Origin of the sequence: Bradyrhizobium sp. (assembly GCF_035701725.1) — a bacterium.
Taxonomy (GTDB): domain Bacteria; phylum Pseudomonadota; class Alphaproteobacteria; order Rhizobiales; family Xanthobacteraceae; genus Bradyrhizobium.
Genome location: NZ_DASSRP010000005.1, coordinates 1 through 2,212, shown reverse-complemented (window position 1 = coordinate 2,212; position 2,212 = coordinate 1). Strand labels below are relative to the sequence as shown.

At 61.5% G+C, this 2,212-nt stretch carries 2 protein-coding genes; both read left to right on the top strand.

Annotated features, from left to right (window positions below; genetic code table 11):
• Positions 1-291: 291 nt before the first annotated feature.
• Complete coding sequence (locus VFL62_RS00165; RefSeq protein ID WP_325170355.1) at positions 292-1,599, top strand: DUF445 domain-containing protein; 1,308 nt, start codon at positions 292-294, stop codon at positions 1,597-1,599.
• Positions 1,600-1,723: 124 nt separating this feature from the next.
• Complete coding sequence (locus tag VFL62_RS00160; RefSeq protein WP_325170354.1) at positions 1,724-2,194, top strand: hypothetical protein; 471 nt, start codon at positions 1,724-1,726, stop codon at positions 2,192-2,194.
• The last annotated feature ends 18 nt before the right edge of the window (positions 2,195-2,212 follow it).

Here is a 2,212-nt window from a genome sequence, read left to right as displayed (position 1 = left end):
GCGCGAAAGCCGGAATGGCGCATCGCGGCGAAGGACCGCATTCTTGGCGGGGGTTGCGCCCCCGTCGTTGTACCATCGTTCATGAGAAGGAATTCCTGTGATTACTTGTGCGGGAGCGCTCGTTGATGGACGCCCAGCATCGGCGAGTTTTGGCTATCGATCCGGGTTGGCGTCGTCCTGGACCCTGTCAGCGGGACGCAGACGCCCTTCACTCTCCGCCGGCTTGAGCGTACCTAGAGGAAGCCTCATATCAAAGAGTGTTTTGTCGAATTAGAGCTATGCCAAAATCCGATGCACTCTCCTGATCTCGCACCTCCTGACACCAAACCGCCCGCAGCGAGAGCGCGCACCAACCGGCTTTCGATTGCGGGCGGCAGCGTGGAAGAGCGGCGGCGGGCGCTGCGACGCGCACGGACCTTCGCAACCTCGCTGCTGGTGCTGATGCTGGTGATCTTCGTCGCGACCTCGATCTATGTGAGGCAATGGCCGTGGCTGGCCTATCTCAGGGCGTTTGCCGAGGCCGGCATGATCGGCGCCTGCGCCGACTGGTTTGCCGTGGTCGCGCTGTTTCGTCATCCGCTCGGCATTCCGATTCCGCACACCGCCATCGTCGCGAGCAGCAAGGAGCGCATCGGCGTCGCCATCGGCCGCTTCATGGCCAACAATTTTCTCTCCCCGCGCGTGCTGGCCGAGCGCATCCGCGATGTCGATATCGGCGGCTGGGCCGGACGCTGGCTGTTGCGCGGCGACAATGCCGGGAATGTGGCGCGCCGGATCACCTCGTCCTTGAACCAGGCACTGTCGGCGATCCCGCGCGAGGACCTCAACGCCTTCCTGAGCGGTGCGGTGCGCGGCGGCATCGAACGCGTTCCCGCCTCCGCCTTTGCCTCACGCCTGCTGTCGCTGCTGTGGGCCCATGGCGAGATGCAGGCGCTGGCCGAAAAGCTCCTGGATTGGGCCTCGACCGCGCTCGCCAACAACCGCGAGACCATCCGAGCCAAGGTGTCGAAACGCACCTCGCGCCTGATTCCGAAATGGATCGACGGCATCGTCGCCGACAAGATCATCGACGGCCTGACGCGCACGCTCGACGAGATGCGCGAGCCGAGCCATCCCTGGCGAATCGAAATGACGTCAACCGTCGAGCAGTTGATCGGCGATCTCGCCACCAGGCCGGAGCTGATCGAAAAGGGCGAGGAGCTGAAAGCCAGGATGCTCGCCGCTCCGGCGGTGATCAGCCAGATCGACGGGCTGTGGGTGTCCATCGAAAACCGTCTTGAGGCCGAGGATACGCAGGCGCAGTTGACGCGCCTGATCGAGCGCCTGCTGACAGGTCTTGGTACGCGGATTCAGAACGACGAGCAGTTTCGCCTCGGCATCAACCGCTGGCTCCGCGTCGCGGTGCTGCGCACGGTGGCGCCGCGGCGCAAGGAAATCGCCGAATTCATCCGCAAGGTGGTCGAGAACTGGGATACCGAAACGCTGACCGAGCGCATCGAACTCACCGTCGGCCGCGACCTGCAATATATCCGCATCAACGGCACCATCGTCGGCGGCCTCGTGGGGCTGGTGATCTTTGCGGTGACGCAGTTGTTGTAGGCCCGCCGGTTACGTAGGGACCAAAGAGGTATTCATCACGTCGGGAGTTCATTTGATGTTATTGGCTTTTGCGCCTTTCATCGCTTTTGCAATTCTCAATCATTTTGTCAGTCCAACTGCTGCGTTGGCGATCGCAGCGCTGGTTTCTTTTGGCCTGATCGGGCGAGAAATTCTGCTCGGCCGTTCCGCAAAAATCCTCGAAGTCGGCACCTGCATTCTGTTCGGCAGCCTGGCCGTCTATGCTTACCTGCTGAGTGCGAATTGGCCGATCGTCGGCGTCAAGCTGGCTGTCGATATCGGCCTGCTGGCGATCGTGCTGTTTTCGTTGGTGATAGGCCGCCCGTTCACGATCCAATATGCGCGCGAACGGGTCCCTCAGGAATTTTGGGACAACCCGAAATTCTTTCGAACGAATCTGCTCATCACGCTGGTCTGGCTCGCGGCGTTCGTCGCTATCATTGTTGCCGACCTTGTTCTTCTGTATATGCCTGACGTGCCACATGCGGTGGGTGTTCTTCTGACGATCGGCGCCTTGTACGGAGCATTCAAGTTCACGGTGACCTATCCCGACAGGACAAGGACGACGGCCGTCTGACGGCACCATCGTCGGCGG